Consider the following 23,719-nt stretch of genomic DNA (forward strand, 5'->3'; position numbering starts at 1 on the left):
CCGCCGCTGCTGGTGGCCACGGGGGTGTCATTGACGGCAATAACATTGACGGTGGATGAGGTTGACAATGGCGTGGTGTCGACGCCGCTGTTAGCCGTTCCGCCGCTATCTTGAATACTTATAAGGGTGACGATGCGGTTGGCTGCAGTGGGCGCTTCGCTGTCATTGCGATAGCTCAGGCCGTCCACCAGTGTTTGCGCCGCCGCACTGCTGATGCCTGCGACCTTGCTAATGCTCACCGTTGCGGTACTGGCGGTAACCGATACCGTAACGGACATGCCATTGGCGGCTGTAGTCTCAGAGTTACCGTTGGTTAGCGCAATATCGGTGCCGTCTATTCGTAGTATTTCGCCGGCGCCCTCGGTCACGTTGGTGATGGTCAACGAGAGTTGCGTGATTGTTTGCCCTGACTCTATGGTGCTAATAGTTGTGCCTGAGAATAGCGTTACCGCTGAACCGTTTTCTGTGTAACTTGGCGAGGATCCTGTCGCTGTAAGTGTAGGTGCATCGTTAACCGTATCGACTAACACGCCTGTGGTGGAGCCAACGCTATTTAATGTCAGGTTTGCATTATTGGCTGCGGCATCTTGCAGGGTTCCGCCATTGAGGACGATGGCAGAACCGACAGTTACCCCATCGCTATCCACATCGCCGCCTGACACGGTGTAACTGAACACCAGATTTGTGCTTCCGCTGCCGCTCACATAGGCCGCCGCAACTGTTCCCCCGGTATCCAGCGTTAGGTTGATATAAGGCGTCCCACCACCGGTGTTCACCGTCACGGCTTCATCGAAATTAACCGTAAAGTCGAGGTTTTGGCCTTGGGTATAGGTTCCATTGGAAGGAACCGAGACCGAGCTTACCGAGGGCGGAGTGGTATCGGCCGCTGTGAAGGTGAAGTCGTTCCCTGTGCCACCCACATAGCTTGCGGTGAAGCTATTCCCGCCGACCGCAAGGGAGCCGCCCTCGGAGAGGGAAGAGAATATTCCGGTAATAGCATCACTGCCGTCGTTCGAAATGACGGTGTAAGTATCGCCGTTGGTAGGTGTATAGCCTAGATTTATGGAAGTAGTGGCTGAGCTGACATCCACCGCACCATTAACAATGAGTTGATCGTGCTGTACGCCCGCCGTAGTACCATTGATGTCAATACTCAGGGTGCTGCCCGAGTTCATGGTCAGGTTGCCGTTAATGGTCAGGGTGCCTGGGTTATTGCCCGGTGAAAGTGTGCCGCCGCTTTGCACGGTCACTCCATTGAGGGAACCTGTTCCGCCCAGCGTTGCGCCCGAGGCAACGGTCGCACCTGAAGTGGCGCTTAAGGTGCCGCTTACCAATAAGACGCCAGTGTTGATATTGGTGGCACCTGTGTAGTCATCGGTACCACTCAGGGTCAGGGTAGCGGCCCCCGTCTTGGTTAGGCCTCCTGCACCGGTGATATTCCCCGAGATAATGGTATTGGCGGAGGTGCTGATAGTAGCGTTACCGCTGAGTGCAACTGCGTTATCGATAGTTGTGGCGCCGGTTACCGCCAGGGTAGTGCCAGCAGCCAGTGTTACCGTGCCGCTGCCCAAGTTGCTGTCGCTAGATATGCTTAAAGTGCCGGCACTGATACTGGTGGTTCCAGAGTAGGTATTGGTGCCGGAAAGCGTCAGCGTTGAGGCGCCAGACTTGCTGAGGTTATTGGCTCCGCTGATAACGCCGGACAAGGTGGCGTTGGCGGAGGTGCTGATGGTGGCATCGCCACTGAGTGCTACATCGTTGTCAATGGTTGTTGCGCCGGTTACTGCCAAGGTGGTGCCCGCTGCCAGGGTCAGTGAACCAGCGCCCAGATTGCTGTCGCTTGCCACACTCAATGCACCGGCACTCACGGTTGTGGTGCCTGTATAACTATTGGTGCCTGACAGCGTCAGCGTTGAGGCGCCAGACTTGCTGAGGTTATTGGCTCCGCCGATAACACCGGACAAGGTGGCGTTGGCGGAGGTGCTGATGGTGGCATCGCCACTGAGGGCTACATCGTTATCAATGGTTGTTGCGCCGGTTACTGCCAAGGTGGTGCCCGCGGCCAGGGACAGGGAGCCGGTGCCCAAATTGCCGTCGCTTGCCACACTCAATGCGCCGGCACTCACGGTTGTGGTGCCTGTATAACTATTGGTGCCTGACAGTGTCAGTGTTGAGGCGCCAGACTTGCTGAGGTTATTGGCTCCGCTGATAACGCCGGACAAGGTGACGTTGGCGGAGGTGCTGATGATGGCATCGCCACTGAGTGCCATCGCGTTGTCAATGGTTGTAGCGCCCGTTATATCCAATGTGGTGCCAGCGGCCAAAGTCAGGGAGCCGCTGCCCAGGTTGCTGTCGCTGCTGAGCGATAGGGTGCCTGCCGATACTGTGGTATTCCCGGAATAGCTATTGGTGCCAGACAAGGTCATGGTGCCGCTGCCTTGTTTGATCAAAGCACCGCTGCCGGAAATGACCCCAGAGACATTTGTGCTGCTATTGTCGCTGCCAGCGGTCAGGGTGAAACTGCCCAAATCGATACTGGCGTTGGCATTGTTGCTGAACAAGCTGCCGACCGTTTGATCTGACAACAGAGTTATTATGCTGTTGCCGTTGGCTTTCAGAGTGCTGCTGCTAGAAACAGAAGCGTCGCCGTTCAACCTGATCCAGCCGTAGTTAATTGCTGTCGTCGCACCTGTATAGGTATTGCTACCGGAAAGGGTCAGCGCGAAGGTGGCCGCTGGCGATTGGTGAACTGTGAGCCCACCGGTGCCACTGATATCACCAGAGAAGGTGGTGTCGGCAGTGAGTGAAGTGGTCAGTGTGCTACTGCCCAGGCTAATCGATCCTGCACCGGACAGATTGCCAATGGATTCGTTTGACGAGAGCGACAGGGTCGCGCCGCTGGCGACAGTGACGTCGCTATTGTTGGCGATGGCGGAGCCGCCACTGACGACTAACGTACCGGCAGCCACAGTGGTGGCTCCGGTATAGGTGTTGCTGCCGGAGAATGTCAGTGTGCCCGCGCCGGTTTTGGTTAGGGTTCCACTGCCCGCTAAGGCGCTGGAGATGGTGGCCGTATCGCTGCTGCCATTGTTAAGGCTCAGCGTGCCGCTGCCAATGGTAATGGTACCCGTTGTCAGTGACAGGCCACTGGCCAAATCCATGTCAAAGGTCAGGCTCTCGTTCAGCGTTACGTTATTAATCGTCAATAAAGTGCTGGCGAGTGTGCCGTCGAAGACAATGGTCTGGCTACCGGTGGCATCGGCAGCAGCAATGGCTACGGCCTCGCTGAAGCTGACTCCGTTGCTCTCATCAATGGTGGCAGTATCGGTGGAATTGGTGACGTAGATAATGTCGGAGGCTACGGTCACATTCGCGGTGGTGCTGTTAGTGCCATCACTTAAGGTGAAGCGGACGGTAGCATCACCCGCCGGGGTGTCATTGCGGTAGGTGATGTGCTGGGCGACATCGTTTACCAAGGCTGTCGTTGCAGCGGTGCCACTGCTGGTGAAGGTAATGGTTAATACACCTCCGGTATTGGTGAAAGTGGCAAAGGTCTGGCCACCCGATTGCAGGTTGCTGCCACTGACGGTAAAGAGGGCGCCGGAGGTGTTGAAACCTAACGTATCTGCGCTGAGCGCCGTACCTGAACGTTGCACTGTCAGGCTGGCGCCGGACCAGTTGCCGTTACCGCTATTGAGCGCACCAAGCTCGGCATCCGTCAGCGCGGCGTTGGCCCCGGCATCCAGTACCACTGTGTTGCCGACGCCGGCCCAGTCGACACTCTCACCGTTGAGATTGCTGATGACGGGTGCGGCATTGAGGTTGTAGTCGGTGACGGTGGTTCCGCCGTCGGTCGTCAGAATTTGCGAGATCGCGGTACCGACTATGCCATTGGAACTGCCGCCTTTTGTCGCGATGCCTACCCCGCCAGCGCCGCCGGTGTTGCCAGTTGCCAGCGAGGTGTTGGTTGCTGAATCGATCTGCACCGTGCCACCTGCGTTCCAGATCGCGCCAGTGCCGGAGCCTGCATTGCCACCATTGCCGCTGTTGTAGCTACCTGTTGCTGCGCCGCCGGCCCCGCCGCCGCCCGCGCCGATGTTGTTGGTGATCGAGCTGCTGAGAATGGTCAGGGTGCCGGTGTTGTAAATAGCCCCCACGGCGTTGCCGCCATGGCCACCTGCGCGGTCATAACCCGCGCCGCCGCCGCCGCCGCCAATCGAGATCGAGCCATTGTTTGCGCTCCCGCCGTTGCCGCCGTTGGTATAGCCACCACCGTAGGTGGAGCCGGCTCCACCTACGGTGGTGCCGCCGCCGCCGCCCATTGAGCCGTAGCCGGCGCCTCTTCCGCCGGAGCCGGCCGAGGCCGAGCCTGCTAGGTGGGGCGGGTTTGCCCCGCCGGCCCCGCCAAAGGTGCTGCCAAAACCGCCGCCGCCGCCGCCTGCGCCACCGCCGCCACCTAGCGCACTGCCACCGCCGCCACCGCCTGCCGCCTTGTTGCCGGTAATCGTACTGTTGGTAATGGTCAGAATCCCGGCGTTACGGATAGCCGCGCCCAGAGCGTCGCCGCCCGTTGCGCCCACCGCACCGTCGCCGATATCGCCGCCTGCACCGCTCAGAAAACCATTGCTTACAGTAAGGTTGCTGATGGCAACTGCGGAGCCGCCCCCGGAGGTAAACACGTCCAATACGCGGGTGAGGTTGTTGCCGCTTAAGGTGAAACCACCGCCCACGATGGACATCGTCTGCCCATCGGTAACATTGATGGTGATCGCATCGACGGCCGAGGCAAAGGTGATATTGCCGGTTAGGGTGATGACATCGGCCGCACCGTCGGTATTGCCTATGGCAATAGCGGCTTTAAGCCCGGCAACAGTATTGACGTTGGCGGTTTCCAGGAGGTGGTCGTAGGAACTCAGTAGCGATGTGTTCAACGCAGCCGTGTAACTTACCTCGCCCGTGGTAGTTTCCAGCGTCCAGTTGCCGCCCTTGCTGGCGGTACCGGTGTTGTCGGTGGAGGCGGCTATGTCGGCGCCGGTCGCAGCGGCTAATTGGGTCATAAAGTTTTGACCTGCGCTGCCTGCACCTACCTCGCAACCGTAAAGCAGTATGTCTCCGTCTGCGCTTAGAGAATCGCCAATGGTTTGTAGTTGAGCGGCGTAAGCATCGATGTTGCCATCGAATAGCGGGGCATTGCCCAGCAGTAAAAGGCCCGCATCGCCATGGGAGATAATATGAATGGCGTCGATGTCGCTGCGTCCTGCGAGTGCGTCGGCAATTTGCTGGACACCATTTTGCTCGGTATTCAAGAAAACGATTTCGGTGTTCGGCGATACGGCATCCAGCAAAGCCTGATAATCCGGCACGCGGGTATCAACAAACACAATTTCGTTGCGATTCTCAACCGGTGAATTGGCGCTAATCGCGAGAGGTTGTTCGTTAGCGTTATCTTGCTGCGCGGCGTTGTCGCCGGTGGCCGAGGTCGAGCTTTCCTGGCTATTGGTGGCCTGGGCAGCATCGATGCCGGTGGCGGCGATGGCGCCGTCAAACATCATGCGCGCTTCGAGTGATTGGATCAGTAGCGGCCGTTTTTGCGACGTGATCTGCTCTGCCTGCTTGCGGGAATGCTTACCGCTTTTGTTCCACCACATGATTGCCTCCTTGCCTGTGCTCTAGTGCGTTGCAACGATTGTTCTTGTGGTATCAGCGCATTGCGCCGAGTTCTCGGGCATGGCCCGGATGACATTGGCGGCGCTGCCGACGCCGTCTTTCCAGAACGATAAAGCCGAGTATTGCTCGAACAAATCAGGTGGCAGGATCGTCCGCCTGGTTTGTGCGGCGACCTGGGGGCGAACCCGGTGCAGACCGGAAAGGCCCAGGGCTTGATCGAATTCTGGGGCGTCGTAGTGCACATTGACGAAGTCGTGCGGGTGCCAGGGGGCTTCGATAAAGTCGTAAACCAAGCGCAAGACTTTTTCCGGGGACTGGGTCAGCAGGTCGTAGTCGACGATCAGCACAGAGCTGGCGTGTTCGCCGTAATAGGCTTCTTTCAGCGCCGCCCAGGCGAAGCCGACCAGACGGTTGCGTTGCGCCAGGGTGTCGACACGACTGTAGACAGTATTGCGTTCGGCATCGTCGGCGAACAGCTTGGTGTTCTCGTAGGGGTTGGCCCGGTACCGGCGCTCCAGACTATCCATCACCCAGGCAACGTTGCGCACGCAGGCTATGACTTTGCTGGAGGGGAACAGGTCGAGCAGGGCAGGCAGCTTGGCGGACCACAGTCGATTGGTGTCGAATACCACCGACTTGTCACTCTGGTCGGCATAGTAGTTGTCGAACAGGCCGCGCAGCAGGCGGCGCCGTACTGCCTGCTCGATCACCGGGCCGAACTCGCTACCGGCGCTGAATTGGCCGAGCAGGCTGGAGAACAGGCTGCCGACGGGGCTGGTCATGCCGGCGTGAAAGCGCGGATTTTGCAGCAGCAGTGCCGATAGCAGCGTGGATCCGGAGCGGGGTAGGCCGGAGATGAAATGATAGGACGACAATGCGGACTCCTTTCCATTTGCTGCTGGCAGCATATTCCGATTTAAGGGCGGCCTCATGGGCAACAATCAGTCGAGGTCAATTAAGCCCCTAAAACTGCGGTTAGCATAGCCATCTAATGGAGAATACTGCCAGCAACCGAGAAATTATTACCGCTCCTCTGACTGCAGGGGTACCGTTCGGGTTTACTTCGCCGAAGTTTGGGCTACAACCATTGAGGTGTTGCGCCGCTACGTCTGGGCGCAATTCTTCCTGTCCCGGGGTGTCTGTTTCGCTTACGCGAGCCGCGCAGTCAGGCGTCTGGGGCAGGTTGTGTTGCTAATAACCCTGAGGAGCTAATCCATGGAATCCTTTATCGGCACTATCCAGTCTTTTGCGTTTAACTTTCCCCCACGCGGCTGGTCCCTGTGCGAGGGCCAGTTGATGGCGATCTCGCAAAATACGGCGCTGTTTTCCCTGCTCGGAATCACTTATGGCGGTAATGGGCAGGTGACCTTTGGCTTGCCCAATTTGCAAGGGCGGATGCCGATCGGCATGGGCCGAGGGCCCGGTTTGCCGGATTACGATTGGGGCGAGGTAGGCGGTACTCCCTTGGTCACGCTGACGTCCAGCGAGATGCCCATGCACACCCATGCGATACAGGTGCAGGTGGCTGGTACGCCTTCTGCGCCGGCGACTGCGCCGAGCACTACCAATCAATACCTGGGAGCCTCCGGAGGAGGGCCGGGCTCTGCCTCGATCTGGTCGGATGCGCTCACCGAGTCAGTCCCTTTGGGTGGGGCTCAGGCGGGCATGGCCGGAGGAAGCCGGCCTATCGATATCATGAATCCGTTCCTGGCGATCAACTTCAGCATTGCCATGCTCGGAATCTTCCCGTCACGTAACTGAGCCCGTTGTCGCAGCCCCTTTGCCTGGCAAAGGGGCTGCGTGTGCAGCTTGCATTTCTCATACTGGATTACAGGACTCACCAATATGCTTGATCTCATCGATGCCGATCATTTTCGCCAATTGCAAGGTCAGGTCTGCCGGTTTGATATCCATGACGGTGAAACCCTGCATCTGCGGGTCGACTCGGTCAGCCTCAAGCCGCAAGCACGAATGCCTGAGGCCGACGAGGAGAGGCGTCTGCCGTTCGCGGTGGGCCTGACGGCCGTTCAGCCCACCAGCTTCGTGCATGGTTTATGCTCGCTGGAGTTGCCGCAGCTAGGCCGCGTAGCCAACATGATGGTGGCGCGGGAGGCGGCGCTCGGCCGGGATCCCGGCCAGAGCTATTTCCAGATACTGTTCAGCTAAGCCGATCCGTGCGGGGCGGCGCCTGGTCTGGATACCAGGCCAGGCGCTCCGCCATCGGGTGGGACTCCTCGACCCTGAAACCCATCTGCAGGTACAGCTGCTTGGCCTGTGGGTTGTTGCGCCAGACCACCACCGCAACCGGGCTGAATACTTTCCGCGCGGCCTGCTGCACCCCTTGCAGCACGGCCTTGCCGTAGCCGCGCCCGCGGGCGAGGGGGGTGAAGGCCAGGTAGATCAGGCGTACTTCGTTGTGGCCGAAATCGGCGATCATCGCGCCTATCGAGTCACTGGTCTTTTCGATGACAAAGTGCATGGCATTCGGGTAGTTGGCCCCGCTACCTTCCTGTTGCACGCGGTACTGTAAGGCAATCACATGATCGATCAGTTCGTGCTCGCCATCGATCCACTGCAAGTCTGGCCGCGCCGAGTGGTAGAGCCCCTGCAGGAATGGTTCGTCACTGGGCCGTGCGGGCCTTACGGTGAGCCCTTCAGGCATGGATGAGGTGTTCAACATGCGCTTCTCCTTGGCTGTTTCCTAAAATCCGCTTTCCCGCACGCCCAACGCGACCAAGCGATGCCAGGTCGCGCCGAGCAGCGACTCGCGTCGCCCTTGCAACATCACCACACCGCGCAGCGGCTGTGCAGGCAGGGTCAGTTCATCGACCAGGGCAAGGCGTACCGCATATTGCGCCTGCACTGGCTGGGCGCGACGTTGTGAGTCGCGGCGCACGGCGATTGGCCCGCTATGATCCGAGGCCAGCGCCTCAATATCCAGGTAGGGTGCGCCGGTGGCGCTGATTTCGACGAGGCTCACCGACAAGGCCGGGCGCAGTGGATCATCGGCGATGAAACGCCCGTCGGCGCCGGCTTCGACACGCCAGAGCGCCTCCTCGGGCAGATAGCCGCGAAGCCGCACCTGTTCTTCCACCACCCGCGCCAGAGGCGCCTGTGGCTGCAGCCAGCGACCTGGACTGAGTCCCGGCAGCAGGTCGCGCACCACACCCGCATGCGGCGCACGCAACAGCAAGCGCGCACGCTGGGCGGCCAGGCCACGGTATTCGGCCAGCGATTCGGCCAGTTGTTGCTCGAGCACGCTCACATCGGCCACGGTCTCGCTGCGACCCGCCTGGCGCCGTAACTGGAGTTGGAGTATGCGGATCTGGCTGCGCACGATGGATTGACGCGCATCCAAATCCGGCGATTCAAGTTCCAGCAGCAGGTCGCCTGCCTGCACTTGCTGGCCATCGCGCACTTCCATACGCTTCAAGCGCGACGGTAGCGGTGCATACAAGGCGCTGGCCCGTGCGGCTTCAAGCAGCGCCGGTACTTCGACCCCGCTGCGCCAGGGCATCACCAACAGGAGCAAACCGCCGAGCAAAGCGCCGGCCACCAGTAGCAGTCGGCTCGGGCTGGCCTGGTTCCTGCGTTGCCACCAGATACGGGTTTCCCGCCAGATCGGCAGGCCGATGAACCAGACCAGCTCCACTAGCATCAGGAAGCTGCCGAGCAGTTTGAAGAACAGGTGATAGACCAACAGCGCGATGGCGAAGAATAACACCGCCCGCCACAGCCAGGCGCTGTAGCCCCAGGCCAGCAGGCGTCGATAGAGGGTCGGCGACCAAGGCTCGGGCATCGGCTCAGCATAGCCGAACAGGGCTTCGCGCAGGCGCCAGCGGCATAGGGCAAAGGCGCGTTCTTGGAGGTTCTCCACCCGCCATAGGTCGCTAAGCAGAAAATACCCATCGAAGCGCATGAACGGATTGAGGTTGACCGCCAGGGTGGTCAGCCAAGTGGCGCTCGCGAGCATGAAGGCTGTTGTGCGCATAGGGCCATCCGCCAAAAACGACCATGCCAGCAACGCAATGGCCGCCAGCAACAGTTCGGCGAGCATGCCGCCGGCGCCGATCAGTAGGCGCGAGCGGCGGTCATTGACCCGCCAGGCATCGCTGACATCGGTATAGAACAGCGGAAACAGCACCATAAAGGCCAAACCCATGCTCTGCACCCGACACCCGGCGCGCTTGGCCATGTAGGCGTGACCGAGTTCATGGCACAACTTGGCGAATACCAACGCTACGCCGAAGGCCAGTGCGCCACCGAGACTGAACAGGTGCGGGAAGGTGGCGACAAAGCGCTCCCAGTCGCGCGCCACCAGGAACAGGCCGAGGCCCAGTGTCAATGGCAGGCCGATGCGCAGCAGCTTGGCGCCGTGACGCTCCAGCCAGGGCCAGGTGCGGTTGAGGAAGGCATCCGGTCGCCACAGTGGAATACGGAAGAACAGGTACTGGTGCAGCGCGAGTTGCCACAGGCTCTGGCGTTGTGCCGCGGATTTGATGGCATAGCTGGCGCGCTGCTCGGCATCCGCGGCGGCGATCAGGTCGTGACCGCGCAAAAAACGCAGCAGTTCTTGTAGTTCCGTCTCGCCCAAGGGGGCTCCCGGCTGTGCGTTGGCGGCGGCCAGCACATGCTGTGCATCGCCTAACGACCAATGCCGTAGCAGCCTCAGGGCGGCGGCACCAAGCTTGAAATAGCGCCCGCGCAGGGGATCGGCCAGGATCCATTGCGGCGATCCATCCAGCGCCGCTGCGGCTGGGGAGAGTTGCAAGTCGGGGCGTAGCGTCGGCAGCCGCATTTACAGGCCCAGACGCTGGCGCAACGCGGCCAGCGGGCGGCGAAGCAGGTACAGGGCCAGCGGCACGCGATGGCCGAACAGTTTGGCGGTGCCGCGCAGGCCGATGCGTGGTGGTGTGGCGGAGAAACCGGCGTCGAGGCGGTAGGCCAGTTGTCCGGTGGCACTCGTTTGTGCCTCGTAGGCGAGGCGTCGGAGCTGGGCGGAGTAACGGTTGAGCGGATCGCTGTCGAGAAACAGCACCACTTCGGCACCAGAGGCAAGATCGATAGCATCGCCCACCGCCAGTTCGATGCGTAGCTCGGCTTGCTGTGGGTCGGCGATTTCCATCAGCCGTTCGCCAGTCTGCACCGGTCTGCCGGTCCAGTATTCGGCGTCGGCAAACACCGCGATGCCAGTGCGCTCGGCGCGTACTTCGCTACGATCCAGCAGTTCGCGGGCGTAATCGCGCTCGGCGCGTTTCTGTTCGACTCGCGCGGCCAGCAGATCCAGTCGTGCTTTGGCTTCGGTATCGGTGAAGGCACGTTGGGCGTTGCTCTTCAGCTCAGCCTCGGCGACATCCAGGCTGCGTTCGGCGACATCTGCCTGGGCTTTGAGCGAGGTGGCGTCGAAGCTCACCAGTAGGTCGCCCGGCGCCACGGCCTGATTAGGCTTGACCTTGATCTCGCCAATCACGCCATCCAGTGGCGCCACCACTACTCGGCCGTTGAGCGGTACGACCTCGGCGGGAGCCAGCACCGATTGACGCACCGGCAGCAGGAGTAGCAACGAGGCGGCTGCCGCCACGGCGAGAATCTTCTTGCGCGGCCAGCGCAGGCGCCAGGGCTTGCGTGGCTGCAACGCCAGCCAGGCATGGCTGTAGCAGTCGCCGAGCTGGAGCAGCAGGGCCTGTTCGGCCTGGCTCCAGGGTTGCTCGCGGGCGATCCATAGACCACCGAACAAAGCGTTGTCACGATCCAGTAATGGCAGCCAGAACACTGAGCCGGCCGACAGGCTTTGCCAATCGGCGCGGGTTTGCTCATCCAGCACCGCAGCGTCCACTACCTGCGCCTTGCTCGATGTGCCTTGGGCTAGCAACTGAGAGGCCGCGCTCTCGACGAAGGCGACGAAGGGGGCATGCGGCTCGACCCTGCTGATAGCGGTCACCGCATTCACGCGGCCGGCGATCAGCAGGGCGGCGTGACGATAGCCGAACAGGGGTTGGGTGTCGTTGACCAGCACATAGGCCAGGCTGTCGACGTCTGCGGCGGCGCGCGCCTGACTCTGCAGCGCGAGGAGCTGGGCGAACAGGCGCTCGGCTGGGCCTTGTACCTGGGCCGTCATTGGGCCTCCAGGAAGCGGGCGCTACCGCTCATGCCGGCCAGCAGTCCGGGTGCGTCTTGGGGCAGGGCGCCGATCAGCAGCAGGGTCTGGCTACCTTCATCGATGCGTGCCCCCAGACGTTTGAGTTCCACCTGCAAAGGCTGACCGGTTTCATCCGGGACGAACTCGAAGCGCTGGCCCGGTTTGAGCCAGGCCAGCCAGCTGGAGGGCACCAGCAACTGCAGCTCCAGGGTGCGGTTGTCGACGATTTCCAGCAGCGGGGTGCCGCTGGCCACGCTCTCGTGGGGCTGTACCTGGCGTTGCACCACCCGGCCATTGAATGGGGCGACAACCGAGCAATGTTTGACCTGAACCTGATAAACCTGGGCTTCCGCCTGGGCTTGGGCCTGGCGTGCCTCGGCCAGCGCTACCTCGAAGCGTCCGACCGAGTTGAGTGCGGCCAGTTGCTTGTTGTGGCTCAGCTCTTCGCGGGCTGCACGTGCAGATGCCTGCGCTGCATTCAGCTGAGCCTGGTAAGCACTGCAGTCGAACCGTACCAGGACGTCGCCTTTGCTGAAGTCCTGACCGTCACTGAAGGGCATCTCGATGATTCGGCCGGCTAATTCGCTGGACAGTACGGCCTGGTCGCGGGCGCGGAGTACGCCGCGCGCCTTGCGTTCAGCCATGCTGCCGAGGTTTGCCGGCTCGTCGAGCAGAGGGTCGGTTTCCAGCGCTGCCGCTTGGATGCAGTTTGCGCATAGCAGTAAGACTGCCGCTCCGGCCCGGCCAATGGTTCGTTGCATCGTTGCACTCCCTGCATTTTTTATGTTGGCAGTGTACGGGAGAAGGCGGATTGCGCAAATCGCCGGACACAAACGTTGTTGAGTGTAGCGGCGACGGGATGGCTGGCAGCTTGGTGGGCCGCTTTGGCAGGAAAACGTTACGCATTGGCGGCGGCCAGGGGTGTGGTTACTGCCAAGGCGTAAGGTGTAAGCAAAACTTGCCGGCTGCAGCCGGTCGGCGTCGCGGCGCGGCGCTAAGGTGCGCTTGCCCGGCGTCAGTGCAGAGGTTGTGATGGGGTAAGTCGAGCCGCTCTGGCGCCAGGGTGAGCGGTTGTCTACAACAATAACGAGGAGGCGTAATGACCGCCGTGAACAAGATCGAACAGCACAACCCCATCGGTACCGACGGCTTCGAATTTGTCGAGTACACCGCGCCGACCCCCGAAGGCATTCAGCAGTTGCGTGAACTGTTCACTGCCATGGGCTTTACCGAAACCGCCAAGCACCGCTCCAAGGAAGTCTGGCTGTTCCAGCAGAACGACATCAATTTCGTGCTCAACGGCAGTCCCACCGGCCACGTTCGCGAGTTCGGCCTCAAGCACGGGCCCAGCGCCTGCGCCATGGCCTTTCGAGTACAGAACGCGGCGCAGGCGGCGGCCTATGTCGAGGCCCAGGGCGCCACGCTGGTCGGCAGTCATGCCAACTTCGGCGAGCTGAACATTCCCTGCGTCGAAGGCATCGGCGGTTCCTTGCTGTACCTGGTCGACCGCTACGGCGACAAGAGCATCTACGACGTCGATTTCGAGTACATCGAAGGCCGTACGCCACAGGACAACTCGGTCGGCCTGAAAGAACTGGATCACCTGACTCACAACGTCAAGCGTGGGCAGATGGATGTCTGGTCGGGTTTCTACGAGCGGATTGCCAACTTCCGCGAGATCCGCTATTTCGACATCGAAGGCAAACTCACCGGTCTGGTGTCACGGGCCATGACCTCGCCGTGCGGCAAGATCCGCATCCCGATCAACGAGTCGGCCGACGACAAGTCGCAGATCGAGGAATTCATCCGCGAGTACCACGGCGAAGGCATTCAGCACATTGCCCTGAGCACCGACGACATCTACGCCACCGTGCGCCAGCTGCGCGCCAGCGGCGTGGACTTCATGCAGACCCCGGGCACCTACTATGACAAGGTGGACAGCCGCGTGCCCGGCCACGGCGAGCCGAGCGAGCTGCTGCGCGAGCTGAATATCTTGATCGACGGCGCGCCGGGAGATGACGGCATCCTGTTGCAGATTTTCACCAATACGGTGATCGGCCCGATCTTCTTCGAGATCATCCAGCGCAAGGGCAACCAGGGCTTCGGCGAGGGCAACTTCAAGGCGCTGTTCGAGTCGATCGAGGAAGACCAGATCAAGCGCGGCGTGCTCAAGGGCGAATGATCCGCAAATCGGAGGGTGGGTTAGGCGCAGAGGGATGCGCCGTGTGCCGGCAGGTGCTGGCCGCGCCTAACCCAGCCTACAAAAGCCTTGCATCGAGGAGATACCGGCCATGAGCCGTAACTGGATCAGCTTCCCCCCGCGCGAAGGCGAGTGTTCGCGCCAGGCGCACTGCGACTTTCCCGAGGGTACTTACGAGCGCGAGATGGGCCGCGAAGGCTTCTTCGGCCCCACCGCGCACCTGCACCACAAGCATCCACCGACTGCCTGGATCGACTGGCAGGGGCCGTTACGCCCGCACGCCTTCAACTTCAACGATATTTCCAGCGAGCGCGACTGCCCGCTGGAGGCGCCGCTGACCCTGCACAACGCCGATATGAAGCTGCGCCTGTGGAAGACCCATGGCGCCATGCGCCACCTGGTGCGCAATGCCGATGGCGACGACCTGTTGTTTATCCATGGGGGCGCGGGGCACTTCTATTGCGACTTCGGTCACCTGGAGTACCGCGACGGCGACTACCTGGTGATCCCGCGCGGCACCGCCTGGCGCATCGAAACCAGCGAGCCGACCTTCATGTTGCTGATCGAAAGCAGCGATGGCGCCTACCAGCTGCCGGACAAGGGCCTGCTCGGGCCCCAGGCGATCTTCGATCCGGCGGTGCTCGATCATCCGCGTTTGGACGAGGCGTTCAAGGCCCAGCAGGATGAGAACACCTGGCAGCTGCGGATCAAGCGGCGCAACCAGGTCAGCACCGTGACTTACCCCTACAACCCGCTGGACGTGGTTGGCTGGCATGGCGACAACACCGTGGTGCGCCTCAACTGGCGCGATATCCGTCCGCTGATGAGTCACCGTTACCATCTGCCGCCGTCGGCGCACACCACCTTCGTCGCCAATGGTTTCGTGGTCTGCACCTTCACCCCGCGGCCGGTGGAAAGCGATCCGGGTGCGTTGAAAGTGCCGTTCTACCACAACAACGACGACTACGACGAAGTGCTGTTCTACCACCGCGGCAACTTCTTCAGCCGCGACAACATCGAGGCCGGCATGGTCACGTTGCACCCCTGCGGCTTCCCCCACGGCCCGCACCCCAAAGCCCTGCAGAAAAGCCAGGAAAGCCCGGCGACCTTCGTCGACGAGGTGGCGGTGATGATCGATACCCGTCGCGCGCTGGAGATTGACCCGGCCGCCGCGCAGGTCGATGTGCCCGAATACGTCAACTCCTGGCGCGCGCCTGGCTTGAAGTAGGCTGTTTCGCACGCACCGCTACCCGACGAATATCTGTGGTGCGCAGGGCGCACCCTACGAGGTTAGAGCATGAAACTCGCATCATTGAATCAAGGCCGTGACGGTGTACTGGTCGTGGTCTCCCGCGACCTGACCCGTGCGCTAAAAGTTCCGGCCATCGCCGCCACCTTGCAGGCCGCGCTGGACGACTGGGCCGTCTGCAAGCCCAAGCTGGACGCGGTCTACCAGCGTCTCAACGACGGCCTGTGCAGCGACGCCTTCGCCTTCGCGCAAGGTGCCTGCCACAGCCCCCTGCCGCGGGCCTACCATTGGGCCGACGGCAGCGCCTACGTCAATCACGTCGAACTGGTGCGCAAGGCGCGGGGCGCCGAGATACCGGAGAGCTTCTGGCACGATCCGTTGATGTACCAGGGGGGCGCCGACTGCTTCATCCCGCCGCAGGCGCCGATCAGGATGGCCGACGAGGCCTGGGGCATCGACCTGGAGGCCGAGATCGCGGTGATCACCGACGACGTGCCGATGGGCGTCACGGCCGCCGAGGCCGCGCAGCACATCCAGTTGCTGATGCTGGTCAACGACGTGTCGCTGCGCAACCTGATCCCCGGCGAACTGGCCAAGGGCTTCGGTTTCTACCAGAGCAAGCCCTCGTCGAGCTTCTCGCCGGTGGCCATTACCCCGGACGAGTTGGGCGACTGTTGGAAAGACGGCAAGGTGCATCGGCCGTTGGTCTCGCACATCAACGAGGTGTTGTTCGGCCAGCCGGATGCCGGCACCGACATGACCTTCAATTTTCCGAGCCTGCTGGCCCATGCGGCTAAGAGCCGACCACTGGGCGCGGGCAGTATTATCGGTTCGGGCACGGTGTCGAACTACGACCGCAGCGCCGGCTCGTCCTGCCTGGCGGAAAAACGCATGCTGGAGATTATCGAGCAGGGCGAGGCCAGGACGCCGTTTCTCAAATTCGGCGACCGGGTGCGCATCGAGATGTTCGATGCCGCCGGCCACAGCATCTTCGGCGCCATCGACCAGGTGCTGGAAAAGTATGAGCCGTAGGATGAATATCGCTGCGCTCAACCCATCCTAGGCTGGAGGGATGTCCATGCTCACGCTTTATAGCTACTGGCGCTCCAGCGCCGCCTACCGGGTGCGGATCGCCTTGAACCTCAAGGGGCTGGCCTATCGGCAGGTGCCGGTGCATCTGGTCAAGGACGGCGGCCAGCAGCACTCGGCCGAGTACCGGGCGCTCAACCCGCAGCAGCTAGTGCCGCTGCTGGTGGACGAGGGCAATGACGGGGTGCGCATCGCCCAGTCCCTGGCCACTCTCGAATACCTGGATGAGGTCTACCCGTTGCCGGCGTTGTTGCCGGCCGATCCGGTTCAGCGTGCCCGGGTGCGCGCGCTGGCTCTGCATATCGCCTGCGACCTGCATCCGCTGAACAACCTGCGTGTGCTGCAGTACCTGTCCTCCGAGCTGGGCGTCGGCGACGCGGCGAAGGACGCCTGGTACCGGCACTGGGTGGCGACCGGGCTGGCTGCGGTGGAGCAGGGGCTGAAGGACTTCGATGGGCGCCTGTCCCTGGGGGATCGGCCGGGCTATCTGGAGGCCTGCCTGATCCCCCAGCTGTATAACGCCCGGCGTTTCAACTGCGATCTAGACGGCTACCCGCGCATCCTCGCGCTGGCCGCGCGTTGCGAAGCCCTTGAGGCTTTTAAACAGGCGGCCCCAGAGGTGCAGCCCGACGCGCAGTGATCCTGGCCCGACTAGCTGACCTCGCATGGGATGATGCGACCCGCCGGGTGATGAGCCCGCTCGTGCTTGTCAGGAACGCAACAGGAGGCGCTCGACCTTGTGTCGTGCGCCTTTTTTTACGTGGGCGTGATTAGCCCCGCCGGGAAGTTGGCGTCGGTAGAGTGGCGAATAGTCGCCACTTGCAGAGGTTGATCGGCGGTTAGTCGCCGACAACGGCCCGGGCAAGCAGCCGGGCGCCGCCACGATCCGGTTGCCCGTGCCTCCTTGTACGCCTCTGCCCTGATGCTTTGCGGCGAGTTGTCGGCTTTAAACAGAGTCAACGGCTAAAGCTGGCACAGGGGTTGCGATGCTCCATACTCGCCAAATCGATGTTGTGTCCCTGCAAGCCAGCCACACCGCTCCCAGAAGGCGGGTCGGCGGGTCGAATAACAATAATGGAGTTGTGCTTATGTTGCCGTCTGCCGCCCGCCTGTTCACCAACCTTGCCGTAAGCAAGAAGCTGCTCTGCGGTTTCGCCTTGGTGTTACTGCTGACCATTGCGGTGACCGCCAGCGGTTTCATCGCACTACAAACCATTGTGCAAGGGCATAACCTGACCGGACAACTGACGGCCGTGAATATGGAAGTTCTCCAGGCCCGTCGGCTTGAGCGTACGTTTGCCATCGGCCAAAGCACCGAGAGTGCCGAGCGGGTACGCGAGAGCCTGGCGAGCGTGCAAGCGTTGCTGTTGCAGCTGGAGCAGGGCGCCTCGGCGGCGCAAGCCAAGCACTTTCAGACCATGCAGCAAGCGGTTGCCGATTACCTGAGCCAATTCGACAGCTATGTCGACTTGCAGGGCAGGGCGCGTCAGGCGCGCCAGGACATGGGTGCTGCTGCAGTCGAGACGCGCGGCCAATTCGAGTCGATCGAGCTGGACATGTACGACGCCGTGCGCGAGTTGCGTCTGCAAGGCGACAAACTCCGCGGTAGCGATCCGCTGACGCTGGCGGAAACCGCATCCGGCCTGAGCAAGCGCATGCTCAATCTGCGCGGTTACGAGAGTCTGTACATCATCGACGGTGCGGCCGAGGCGCTGGAGGAGTGGGCTTATATCAGCGAAGATCTGCAAAGCGCCGCCCGCAACCTGACCGTGTGGTTGAACGACGAGCAGCAGGCGGCAATCGAAACGGCCTTGCAGGCGTTGACCGCCTACCAGCGCTCTTTCGGCTATTACCAGCAGATCCGCGAGCAGAGCCGCACCACCGAAGCCGCGATGATCGAACGGGCGCGGGCGGTGCTCAGCCTGGCCGAAGCGGCGAAAGCCCGTGAGCAGCAGCGCATGGATGTTGGCAGTCGCCAAGCCATGCTGCTGCTTGCGGCCATGGGCGTGGCGGCGGTGGCTCTCGGTTTGCTGGCCGCCTGGTCGATCTCCCGTTCGATCGTCATCCCCTTGCGCCAGAGTGTGGCTTTTGCCCAGCGCATTGCCCAGGGCGACCTGACTCAGGACTTGCCGCTCGATCGCCACGACGAACTCGGCCAGTTGCTGGCGGCCATGCAGGGCATGACCGACAGCCTGCGCAATCTGCTCGGGCGGATTGGCGGGGGCGTCAGCCAGATCGCCGCCGCGGCCGAACAACTCTCGACGATCACCGCGCAAACCAGCGCCGGGGTGCACAACCAGCGCCAGGAGACCGAGCAGACCGCTACCGCCATGCATCAGATGGCCGCCACCGTGCAGGAAGTGGCGCAGAACGCCGAGCAGGCGTCCAGCGCGGCCCGCGCTGCCGACCACGAGGCGCAGCAGGGCAATCAGGTGGTGCAACAGGTGGTGACGCAAATCGACAGCCTGGCGCTGGAGGTCGATCACTCGGCCGCTGCGATCCAGGCGCTGAACCAGGAAAGCGCCCGTATCGGCGGGGTCTTGGAGGTTATCCGTGCGGTTGCCGAGCAGACCAACCTGCTGGCGCTGAATGCGGCCATCGAGGCCGCCCGGGCGGGCGATCAAGGCCGCGGTTTTGCCGTGGTCGCCGACGAGGTGCGAGCGCTGGCGCGGCGTACTCACGATTCCACGGCAGAAATCGAAGGTCTGATCGCCAGCCTGCAGCGGATGGCGGGCGGCGCGGTGGAGCAGATGGAAAGCAGCCGCACGCTGACCCGGCACGCCGTCACCCTGGTCGGTCAGGCGGGCGACGCGCTGGGCCGCATCACCCAGGCGGTGAGCACCATCGAGCAGATGAACCAGCAGATCGCCGCCGCCGCCGAAGAGCAGAGCGCCGTGGCGGATAGCATCAGCGAAAGCGTCACCCGGGTGCGCGATATCGGCGAGCAGAGCGCCAGGGCCAGCGAGCAAACCGCCGTTTCCAGCGCCGAGTTGGCGCGCCTGGGGGGCGAGTTGCAAGGCCTGGTCGCGCAGTTCCGCACCTGAGGTAAACCAAGGGCTTGGCGCGATGCTATGGCAGGCGACGAACTTCCCGGATTGGATCCGGGCTATGGTGGCTGAGTAGGTGGACGTCGCAGACCTTGCCTATAAATATGGTTCTTCGCGTAGTTTGGGGAAAGTGCCGGTTGACACCGGACTGGCAAATAAGTGTGCGTTGCTGACGACCTGGCTCTATCCGTTACCGCGCCGTCTGGCCTGATGGGTTTCGCCCCTTACGGGCGAGTCACTTTCTCTTGCTTGCCCAAGAGAAAGTAACCAAAGAGAAGGGCACCCCACCATCCGGCCCCGGCTGCGCCGGGGTTCCCTCCTTCCATCACCGCTTCAGGGGCACGCCGCGAAGGGCCATCCATGGCCCATCGCGGCTCTCGCGGCATCCATGCCGCGGGGCCCCTTACGCGGCGATTCCACTCGGCCTCCTGAAGGGGACTTGGGCGGTGTCTGCACGAGCGCAGTTCAAGAACAAAAGCTCAGACGCTACCCATCCAGTTCTTGCGCAAATCCTGCAAGCTCGCGTCCCAGTCCCGCCATGAGGCCGAGTGCAGGTGTTGCGCAGGGGCGCAACCCAAACGTCCAGCACACGCGTTAACGGGCCATGCCAAGCCTTCGGCCGATGCGCACAAACTTGCCCGTCCGGTGTCAAGCTCAACGTCCCCACAGAAATGCGAAGAACCAGAAAAAAGCCCGGCGCAGGCCGGGCAAGAACAACTCCGCAGGAGCGAAGTGGTCAGGCAATCGAGGCCATGGCTTGTGCTTGATGTGTGGCTGCGACTTCGCCGATCACCAGGATGGCCGGGCTTTTCAGCTGGAACGCCAGGGCATCTTGGTGCATCGCCGCCAGCGAGCTGCGGCATTCGCGCTGGTGCGGCAGCGAGGCGTTTTCGATCAGCGCCACCGGCATGTCGGCGCACATGCCGCCGGCCAGCAAGCTATCGCGGATGTCCGCCAGCTTGGCCACGCCCATATACACCACCAGGGTGGTGCCACCTTGGGCCAGGGCTTGCCAGTTCAGGCTGCTGTCGTCCTGGGTGTGGGCGGTGACCAGGGTCACGCCGCGGGCAACGCCGCGCAGGGTCAGGGGGATGCCGCAGTTGCTGGCACCGGCCAGGCCAGCGGTGATGCCATTGACCATCTCCACTGCGATACCGTGCTGCTGCAACCAGTCGGCCTCTTCGCTGCCGCGGCCGAAGATGCACGGGTCACCGCCCTTCAGGCGTACCACGCACTTGCCTTGACGCGCATAGCGCAACATCAGGCGATGGATAAAGGTCTGCGGTGTCGAGCGGCAGCCGCCGCGTTTGCCCACCGGGACTATGCGTGCGGTTGGGCAGTGTTCCAGCACCGCCGGGTTGACCAGGTCGTCGATCATCACGATCTCGGCCTGCCGCAACGCTTTCACTGCCTTGAGCGTCAACAGCTCCGGGTCACCCGGGCCTGCACCTACCAGCCAGACTTTTGCGCTCATATCAAAATCCTCGTCGTAGGGTGGCTAACCGCGAAGCGTTACCCATCCTGGTCGTTGCCTTGGTAGTAAACACTTCGCGGATTTCCACGGGGTGGCCATCCACCCTGCGGTTATGCATGCAGCGCTACAGGCTGGGTGGCCAATAGCCGTTTGATTTCCGCTACGCAGGAGCCGCAACTGGTTCCGCATTTCAGTTCTTGCTTGAGCCCATCCAGGTCAAGGCCGCGGGCAATGCCGCTGCACACGACGGCTTCGCTGACGTTCAGGCAGCTGCACAGGGTCTTGCCGGCTTTCATGCCACTGGCGGCACCGGGTGGGGTGGACAGTGGCGCCAGTAGCCAGCGGCGCAGCTCGGCATCGGCCTGACCTTCGCTCCACAGGCTCTTCAACCAGTCGCGGGCCGCGGTTTCGCCAGCCAGGCGGATGGCCTTGATGCGGCCGTCCTCGATGCGTACGCGTTTGCCCACGGCTCGACGTGGGTCGTCGTAGGCCAGCACCGGCCCTTCGTGCAGTCCCAGCAAGCGGTCGATTTGCGCCAGCAGTTCAGGCTCGGGTGCCACCGCGTTGGCCGCCCGGATGACCAGGGCCGGGCGCTCGCGACCCGTGAGGCTGAGGTTGGCGTAGGCAAAGGACTCGAATAGCGGACGCAATGCCTCGAAGCGCTTCTGTACGTCGGCCTCGACCAGGGCGAATAACTGCCAAGGCAGCTCGACCTTCGCCACCTGGATCCCGGCATGCTTGAGTTCGGGCTGCTTGGACAGCGGGTCGAAGGCCGGCAGGGTCAGTACGTTGGTGCCCAGGCCCTTGAGAAAACGGTTGCCCCAGTGCATGGGCAGATAGGCCTGGCCGGAACGAATCGCCTCGTCGGCCTGTACCGGCACGATCAGGCTGCCACGGCGGCTGCGGATCTTGACCAGGTCGCCGGCTTGCAGGCGCAGGCGGCGCAGCTCGTCCGGGTGCAGGCTGAGCGCGGCCTCCTCGACATGACCGAACAGGCGCGCGGCGGTGCCGGTGCGGCTCATGCCGTGCCACTGGTCGCGCAGGCGGCCGGTATTGAGGGTCAGGGGGAAGCGCGCGTCGCGTTGTTCCTTGGGCGCGCGGTAGGGGTCGGCATGAAACTGCGCGCGGCCGTTTGCGGTTGGGTAGCGACCGTCGCCATACAGGCGCGCAGTACCCTGGGTTGCGCCGGCCGGGAACGGCCATTGCTGGGGGCCTTGGTTGTCCAAAATCGTGTAACTGAGCCCCGAGAGGTCGAGGTCACGGTTCGCGGTCAGGTGTTTGTATTCTTCGAACACGCTTTGCGGGCTGTCGAAGTCGAATAGGCTGGGCAGGCCGGGGCGCAGCAGTTTTTCTAAGCGACGGGCGAAGTCCGTGGCGATCGCCCAGTCCGGCCGCGCATCGAAGGGCGCGGCTACGGCGCGGCGCACATGGCTGATGCGGCGCTCGGAGTTGGTCACGCTGCCTTCCTTCTCGCCCCAGCTGGCGGCGGGCAGCAGCAGGTCGGCGTAATGGCAGGTCTCGGTGGTGAAGAAGGCTTCCTGAACCACCACGAACGGGCAGCCGGCGAGGGCTTCATGCACCTTGTTCTGATCCGGCATGGATTGCGCCGGGTTGGTACAGGCGATCCACAGGGCCTTGATCTTGCCGATGCGCACTGCTTCGAATAGCTCGATGGCGGTCAGCCCGGTGTTTTTCGGCAAGCTGTCGATGCCCCAGTAGCCGGCGACCTCGGCGCGGTGCTTGGCGTTGGCGGCATCGCGATGTCCCGGCAGCAGGTTGGCCAGGCTACCGGTTTCGCGGCCGCCCATGGCATTCGGTTGGCCGGTGAGGGAGAAAGGGCCGGCGCCGGGTTTGCCGATCTGGCCGGTGGCCAGGTGCAGGTTGATCAACGCGCTGTTCTTCGCGCTGCCGCTGCTCGACTGGTTAAGGCCCATGCACCAGAGCGAGAGAAAGCTCGGTGCGCTGCCGATCATCCGCGCGCACTGTTGCAGGCTGTCCTGGCTGATGCCGCACAGCTCGCTGACCATCTGCGGGCTGTAGTCACGCACCAGGGTTTTCAGTGCGTCGAAGCCCTGGGTGTGGGCATCGATATAGGCGCGATCGATCCAGCCTTCCCACATGAGAATATGCAGAATGCCGTGGAACAGCGCGACATCGCTGCCCGGCAGGATCGCCAGGTGCAGGTCGGCCAGCTCGCTGGTGTCGGTGCGCCGCGGGTCGATGACGATGACGCGCATGTCCGGGCGCTTGGCCTTGGCTTCTTCCAGGCGGCGGAACAGCACCGGGTGGGCGTAGGCCATGTTGCTGCCGGCGATCAGCAGGCAGTCGCTTTGCTCGATGTCCTCATAGCTGCACGGCGGGGCGTCGGCACCGAGGCTGCGCTTGTAGCCGGCCACCGCCGAAGACATGCACAGGCGCGAGTTGCTGTCGATATTGTTGGTGCCGACCAGGGCCCGCGCCAGCTTGTTGAAGGCGTAGTAATCCTCGCTCAGTAACTGGCCGGAGATGTAGAAGGCCACGCTGTCCGGGCCGTGTTCGCGGATGGTCTCGGCGAACTGGTTGGCGGCGTGATCCAGGGCGCTGTCCCAGTCCGTGCGCGAGCGGGCCAGGCTTTTGCCCAGGCGCAGTTCGGGGTAGAGGCCACGGGCGTCGAGGTCGCCGGTCAGGTGCAGGGTCGAGCCCTTGCTGCAGAGTTTGCCGAAGTTGGCTGGGTGATCCGGATCGCCTTGGACGCCGAGAATCCTCTCGCCGTCGTGTTCGATCAGCACACCACAGCCCACGCCGCAGTAGCAGCAGGTGGAGGCGGTGATCTGATGGGGGTGGGTCATGGCGTCATCTCTCTGCGCTAATCCCG

At 62.5% G+C, this 23,719-nt stretch carries 15 protein-coding genes and 1 pseudogene; 8 read left to right on the plus strand and 8 right to left on the minus strand.

Annotated elements, in window-relative coordinates; genetic code table 11:
• On the minus strand, positions 1-5,648 hold a 5,648-nt coding region (locus P8H27_RS17575; protein ID WP_289638957.1), incomplete at its 3' end, for a DUF4347 domain-containing protein.
• 21 nt (positions 5,649-5,669) lie between these two features.
• Positions 5,670-6,542: a sulfotransferase gene (locus P8H27_RS17580; RefSeq protein WP_289638958.1), complete on the minus strand. Its 873-nt coding sequence runs from the start codon at positions 6,540-6,542 to the stop codon at positions 5,670-5,672.
• A 340-nt stretch (positions 6,543-6,882) separates the two neighbouring features.
• Here P8H27_RS17580 and P8H27_RS17585 point away from each other — a divergent pair, with 340 nt between their 5' ends.
• Both P8H27_RS17585 and P8H27_RS17590 read left to right on the plus strand, forming a co-directional pair.
• Positions 6,883-7,428, plus strand: coding sequence for a phage tail protein (locus tag P8H27_RS17585; RefSeq protein WP_289638959.1), 546 nt, complete (start codon positions 6,883-6,885; stop codon positions 7,426-7,428).
• An 84-nt stretch (positions 7,429-7,512) separates the two neighbouring features.
• Positions 7,513-7,833, plus strand: a complete 321-nt coding sequence (locus P8H27_RS17590) for a DUF6916 family protein (RefSeq protein ID WP_289638960.1) — start codon at positions 7,513-7,515, stop codon at positions 7,831-7,833.
• On the opposite strand, the gene P8H27_RS17595 is transcribed toward P8H27_RS17590, so the two are convergent.
• The 4 genes from P8H27_RS17595 to P8H27_RS17610 are packed head-to-tail and all read right to left on the minus strand — an operon-like array spanning position 7,826 to position 12,567.
• The gene (locus P8H27_RS17595) at positions 7,826-8,347 is read right to left on the minus strand and encodes a GNAT family N-acetyltransferase (RefSeq protein WP_289638961.1); all 522 of its coding nucleotides are present in this window, start codon (positions 8,345-8,347) and stop codon (positions 7,826-7,828) included. The genes P8H27_RS17590 and P8H27_RS17595 overlap by 8 nt on opposite strands.
• Before the next feature lie 21 nt (positions 8,348-8,368).
• Positions 8,369-10,465, minus strand: coding sequence for an HlyD family efflux transporter periplasmic adaptor subunit (locus P8H27_RS17600; RefSeq protein WP_289638963.1), 2,097 nt, complete (start codon positions 10,463-10,465; stop codon positions 8,369-8,371).
• Complete coding sequence (locus P8H27_RS17605; protein WP_289638964.1) at positions 10,466-11,785, minus strand: efflux RND transporter periplasmic adaptor subunit; 1,320 nt, start codon at positions 11,783-11,785, stop codon at positions 10,466-10,468.
• Positions 11,782-12,567, minus strand: coding sequence for an efflux RND transporter periplasmic adaptor subunit (locus P8H27_RS17610; RefSeq protein WP_289638965.1), 786 nt, complete (start codon positions 12,565-12,567; stop codon positions 11,782-11,784). Before P8H27_RS17610 ends, P8H27_RS17605 begins: the two co-directional genes overlap by 4 nt.
• Before the next feature lie 338 nt (positions 12,568-12,905).
• Here P8H27_RS17610 and hppD point away from each other — a divergent pair, with 338 nt between their 5' ends.
• The 6 genes and pseudogenes from hppD (at position 12,906) to P8H27_RS20790 (ending at position 19,388) form a co-directional block, all read left to right on the plus strand.
• Entirely contained in the window at positions 12,906-13,988 is a 1,083-nt protein-coding gene (gene hppD, locus P8H27_RS17615) for a 4-hydroxyphenylpyruvate dioxygenase (protein ID WP_289638966.1), read from the plus strand.
• 109 nt (positions 13,989-14,097) lie between these two features.
• Positions 14,098-15,234, plus strand: a complete 1,137-nt coding sequence (locus P8H27_RS17620) for a homogentisate 1,2-dioxygenase (protein ID WP_289638969.1) — start codon at positions 14,098-14,100, stop codon at positions 15,232-15,234.
• A gap of 69 nt (positions 15,235-15,303) precedes the next feature.
• Positions 15,304-16,287 carry a fumarylacetoacetate hydrolase family protein gene (locus P8H27_RS17625; RefSeq protein WP_289638970.1) on the plus strand — a complete coding sequence of 328 codons (984 nt, stop codon included), beginning with the start codon at positions 15,304-15,306 and terminating at the stop codon, positions 16,285-16,287.
• A 46-nt stretch (positions 16,288-16,333) separates the two neighbouring features.
• Positions 16,334-16,984, plus strand: coding sequence for a maleylacetoacetate isomerase (gene maiA, locus P8H27_RS17630; protein ID WP_374761370.1), 651 nt, complete (start codon positions 16,334-16,336; stop codon positions 16,982-16,984).
• Between the two features lie 1,360 nt (positions 16,985-18,344).
• Positions 18,345-18,530 (plus strand): annotated as a pseudogene (locus P8H27_RS20785) (HAMP domain-containing protein); the annotation flags it as partial.
• 144 nt (positions 18,531-18,674) lie between these two features.
• A complete protein-coding gene (locus P8H27_RS20790) occupies positions 18,675-19,388 on the plus strand; it encodes a methyl-accepting chemotaxis protein (RefSeq protein ID WP_374761371.1) in 714 nt (237 codons plus the stop codon).
• Between the two features lie 739 nt (positions 19,389-20,127).
• Here the strand turns inward: P8H27_RS20790 and cobA are convergent.
• On the minus strand, positions 20,128-20,865 hold the full coding sequence (cobA, locus tag P8H27_RS17640; protein ID WP_289638973.1) for a uroporphyrinogen-III C-methyltransferase: 738 nt from the start codon (positions 20,863-20,865) through the stop codon (positions 20,128-20,130).
• A gap of 110 nt (positions 20,866-20,975) precedes the next feature.
• Entirely contained in the window at positions 20,976-23,693 is a 2,718-nt protein-coding gene (locus P8H27_RS17645; protein ID WP_289638974.1) for a nitrate reductase, read from the minus strand.
• Positions 23,694-23,719 lie beyond the last annotated feature (26 nt).

Origin of the sequence: Pseudomonas sp. sp1636 (assembly GCF_030376615.1) — a bacterium.
GTDB lineage: Bacteria > Pseudomonadota > Gammaproteobacteria > Pseudomonadales > Pseudomonadaceae > Aquipseudomonas.

Coding starts and splice junctions, on each gene's coding strand:
- hppD (WP_289638966.1), top strand. CDS start 12,906: ATGACCGCCGTGAACAAGATCGAACAGCACAACCCCATCGGTACCGAC.
- P8H27_RS17595 (WP_289638961.1), bottom strand. CDS start 8,347: ATGTTGAACACCTCATCCATGCCTGAAGGGCTCACCGTAAGGCCCGCA.
- P8H27_RS17610 (WP_289638965.1), bottom strand. CDS start 12,567: ATGCAACGAACCATTGGCCGGGCCGGAGCGGCAGTCTTACTGCTATGC.
- P8H27_RS17645 (WP_289638974.1), bottom strand. CDS start 23,693: ATGACCCACCCCCATCAGATCACCGCCTCCACCTGCTGCTACTGCGGC.
- P8H27_RS20790 (WP_374761371.1), top strand. CDS start 18,675: ATGCATCAGATGGCCGCCACCGTGCAGGAAGTGGCGCAGAACGCCGAG.
- P8H27_RS17590 (WP_289638960.1), top strand. CDS start 7,513: ATGCTTGATCTCATCGATGCCGATCATTTTCGCCAATTGCAAGGTCAG.
- P8H27_RS17625 (WP_289638970.1), top strand. CDS start 15,304: ATGAAACTCGCATCATTGAATCAAGGCCGTGACGGTGTACTGGTCGTG.
- cobA (WP_289638973.1), bottom strand. CDS start 20,865: ATGAGCGCAAAAGTCTGGCTGGTAGGTGCAGGCCCGGGTGACCCGGAG.
- P8H27_RS17620 (WP_289638969.1), top strand. CDS start 14,098: ATGAGCCGTAACTGGATCAGCTTCCCCCCGCGCGAAGGCGAGTGTTCG.
- P8H27_RS17605 (WP_289638964.1), bottom strand. CDS start 11,785: ATGACGGCCCAGGTACAAGGCCCAGCCGAGCGCCTGTTCGCCCAGCTC.
- maiA (WP_374761370.1), top strand. CDS start 16,334: ATGCTCACGCTTTATAGCTACTGGCGCTCCAGCGCCGCCTACCGGGTG.
- P8H27_RS17585 (WP_289638959.1), top strand. CDS start 6,883: ATGGAATCCTTTATCGGCACTATCCAGTCTTTTGCGTTTAACTTTCCC.
- P8H27_RS17600 (WP_289638963.1), bottom strand. CDS start 10,465: ATGCGGCTGCCGACGCTACGCCCCGACTTGCAACTCTCCCCAGCCGCA.